At 54.9% G+C, this 3,372-nt stretch carries 4 protein-coding genes; 3 read left to right on the top strand and 1 reads right to left on the bottom strand.

Annotated features, from left to right (window positions below):
• Positions 1 to 192, top strand: a 192-nt coding sequence (locus tag CA13_RS34630) for a hypothetical protein (RefSeq protein WP_419193913.1), incomplete at its 5' end; no start/stop codon positions are given.
• A gap of 94 nt (positions 193 to 286) precedes the next feature.
• Here the strand turns inward: CA13_RS34630 and CA13_RS04035 are convergent.
• Positions 287 to 583 carry a hypothetical protein gene (locus CA13_RS04035; protein WP_146394706.1) on the bottom strand — a complete coding sequence of 99 codons (297 nt, stop codon included), beginning with the start codon at positions 581 to 583 and terminating at the stop codon, positions 287 to 289.
• Positions 584 to 1,422: 839 nt separating this feature from the next.
• On the opposite strand from CA13_RS04035, the gene CA13_RS04025 reads away from it, so the two are divergent.
• Both CA13_RS04025 and CA13_RS04020 read left to right on the top strand, forming a co-directional pair.
• Positions 1,423 to 1,701 carry a hypothetical protein gene (locus tag CA13_RS04025; RefSeq protein ID WP_146393626.1) on the top strand — a complete coding sequence of 93 codons (279 nt, stop codon included), beginning with the start codon at positions 1,423 to 1,425 and terminating at the stop codon, positions 1,699 to 1,701.
• 226 nt (positions 1,702 to 1,927) lie between these two features.
• Positions 1,928 to 2,554 (top strand): hypothetical protein, encoded by a 627-nt coding sequence (locus tag CA13_RS04020; protein WP_146394704.1) that lies wholly within the window; start codon positions 1,928 to 1,930, stop codon positions 2,552 to 2,554.
• Positions 2,555 to 3,372: the final 818 nt, after the last annotated feature.

Below are 3,372 nucleotides of genomic sequence, written 5' to 3'. Positions count from 1 at the left end.
TCGCAAGATCGAGATCACGGCCTAGTCAGCAGCGTATGCAGCCGACTCGCCTCAAACCACGGACTTCATGGATTCTTTATTCGGCTCACTTCTCCGTTCAGCGCCGCTTGCATTGGAGCCCTGTCCGATTCAATGCTTGGCCCTGCTCCCGAACTCATGCTCGATCGCCGGCTGCTCGGTAGCTTTTCCTGACTACGCTTGTTTGCAGAGACTGCCAGTGCATTTTGACGGGCAATGGATTGCACTGAAAGCCAACGCCTGACGTGGCGTGCCGAATCCTGCTCCGTTACAATACTCGACGTTGTTTTCCCTGCGGGGCCAAACGCGATTCTCGCCTGGCTTTTCCCTGCGGGGCGACGACATGGAATGCAACACGGCCACCGACACAAAAAAACCGGCCTTCGACGAAACCAACGCCCGTGCGAATAACCAAACCATGCACGCGAGCGGCGTGGCAGGCGAACAGGCCAAAAACACCACTAGTCGCCGCCACGTGATGGTCGGCGTTATCACACTCCGGGCGATTGATGTTCTGCCATGGGGGCGCTGTCGATGATCCGCTGGCAATCGTTTGGTCCGACAACGTCGTTTGTTGCTTTTAAATTGGGACCTCGTTAAACTGATACTGCTAGGGAACGGACAACTGTCACCGAAGGGGCCGAAGGCTAAACTGACGGTGCTCGGTCGACTGATTCATCATGGTGACTCGATCGGCATTTAACCCAAATCCGTGCGATAACCATGTGATGCAACGGAGGACGGGTGGTCCGTTTTCTCGTCTGCTTGCACGTCGTTCGCCCGTCCCCGCTGATCACCACCGTTATCCGACTGAAGGCAATGCAATTGCACATCCCGACCAGGCCGCTTGTCGGAACGCGGCCGTGAAGCTCAACGGCGGAACTAAGGGGCGTCGCGCGGGATGGACGCACGCGTGTCACGCGATCGGTGGCCCTGAGTGTTCCGCTGATCCGGCCGCGAGGCGTATAAGAGAACTATCCATCCGACAACATGTTGTCACGTCGCTTGGTCGCCAATCCTTGCGTTGCCTCGATGTTCCTGATTGGTGCGCTCAATCCATGCTCGTGATTGGTGCGCGGTCGATTGTTGCTCGAGCCTAGACGGTTGCTTACACTGCTTGTCGTACAATCCGATGCCGATACGTGAGACAGCGGATAACCATGGCATGAACACGGAGCGACCGATCGTGTTTTTTGGTAGTTGGATACCGGATTGCGGTCGCCCGGTTATGCCCGCCGTTCGTTGGATAAAGTGAACGTCATCGTTTCCTTTTCATCACGACGCAAGCCAATATCGGTTACCCCTCACCGAATGGGATCGTAACAAATCTCATTCGCACGTTGACGCTAGATGACCGAACGCTCGCTCTTTAACGTGGCCTGTAAACTTCTTGGCCTGTGGCTGATGTTTCGAGCAGTGTCCGCATTTGTTTGGGCTTTTCTCGCTGGACGATATTCCGAACAATTTCTACTAGAGCCGCCTGAAGCGTTCGGATGGTTTTCCGGCGCGGTCGCACTGGCATTTGGGCTATTCCTTTGCTGCCGGTCCGGCTGGCTCACCCAACTGATGTTTCGCATTGACGGCCCTCTCGACTCTGAACGTGACGGATCGCCGCCGAGACGATTGATGCCGTACTCCGACGCCAACGATAGTAGCGACACTTCGATGCCCGACGAACAATAGAACACATCGCAGAATCGTGGCGAATTTGGCACTCGGCAACACGGACGGTACAATTATTGATCGGCTTGGGGCGATGGTCGCTCTAAAATCGCTGCAAAAACACCAACGAACCATGGGATGCACGCGGAGGACTCGGCAGCGCGTTTGCAAGTGGGTGCCGTTCCGCTCGTCCCCGGTGATCCCGGCCGTTCTGCCACACATAGAATCACTTCACACTGGGGACCGCATGGGGCGCAATCGAAATCTTGCACGTGACATTCGCGATGTCTTGGCGAAATGGCTGCCAAAAGCGGTTGCGAGCGCTGAACTTAACTCACCCGCTTACTGCCTCTTCATCTGGTATCAGGACTTCAGCGGTGACGATGTTACACCGCAATTTGGACTTGCTACCTCAGAATACCGCGACGCTTGCCTCGAGACGATGCGGAAATCCTCTGCGCTCGAAGCCATCTGGAAACCGCAACAGATTTGCCACGACCCACCGTTCCCCGGTTGGCCAGTGCACCAAGCAGATTGCGAACCGATTGCTGCCCAGTCACGCGAACTTTATGACCGACTTTCACGTCGTGTGTTTGGTCCCGTGGCACGTGTGGTCTGGCGGGTCCGAAATCTCCGGGCGGATTCGCAAGAACTGGAAATGCTGGCGCTAAATCCGCTACGCGACGAGTTGCACAAAATGGCGATTGAAATGAACACTTCCATTGCATGGTTTGATCTTATTCCCGTAACCGATGACTTTGTTGTGTTTCCGTGTGACTACATCGGTTGCTGGGCGTACGATGACTTCACTGCTGCAGTGCCCACGGACAAAGCGGCATTAATTGACCGTGCCGGACTCAACCCGTTCGACTGAAAGAATTGGCAGAACCATGCGATGCAACGGAGCCGGGCTTGCAAGGTTTCACGAATGGACGATAACCTGTCCCGGCCCGCTGATCGCTACCGTTATCACACTCCGGGCGATTGTTGTTCTGCTATAGGTGCGCTGTTGATGATCCGCTGGCAATCGTTTGGTCCGACAACGTCGTTTGTTGCTTTCAAATTGGGACCTCGTTAAACTGATACTGCTAGGAAACGGACAACCGTCACCGAAGGGGCCGAAGGCTAAACGGACGGTGCTCGGTTCGTGTAATTCATGATGGTGACTCGATCGGCGGTTAACCCAAATCCGTGGGATAACCATGTGATGCAACGGAGGACGGGTGGTCCGTTTTCTCGTCTGCTTGCAAGTCGTTCGCCCGTCCCCGCTGATCACCACCGTTACCCGACGTAACATGAAGATCGTATTCACGTACAACATCGATCCTCTTTGATGATCTCTTTTCGACAACGCGATCCGAACGCCAACGTCAAAAGCGTTGTTTGAAAATTGCTCGTCTAAATTACCCGTTGGCCAAGGCGAATCCACGACGGCGTTTGGCTGGAACCTTGGCTAGCCTAACGTCGCTGCTTCGGTCTTTCGGCGTTACCCAAATGCCTGCCCAGCAACTGTTTTATTCGACACTGATTTGATACACTGATGCTTTCCGTGGTGACTTGCTCGCCCGTGATCACTTCCACGGAATCGACAATCAAATGGCCGGGATTTCGGGTAACCATCGGATGCAACGGAGGACCGGTAGTTCGTTTTCACGAATGGATAGTCAACTCCCGGTCCCCGCTGATCCGTAC

Origin of the sequence: Novipirellula herctigrandis (genome assembly GCA_007859835.1) — a bacterium.
Lineage (GTDB): Bacteria > Planctomycetota > Planctomycetia > Pirellulales > Pirellulaceae > Novipirellula_A > Novipirellula_A herctigrandis.
Note: the sequence above shows the minus strand (reverse complement) of the source record. Positions and strands in the feature narration are given on the sequence as shown.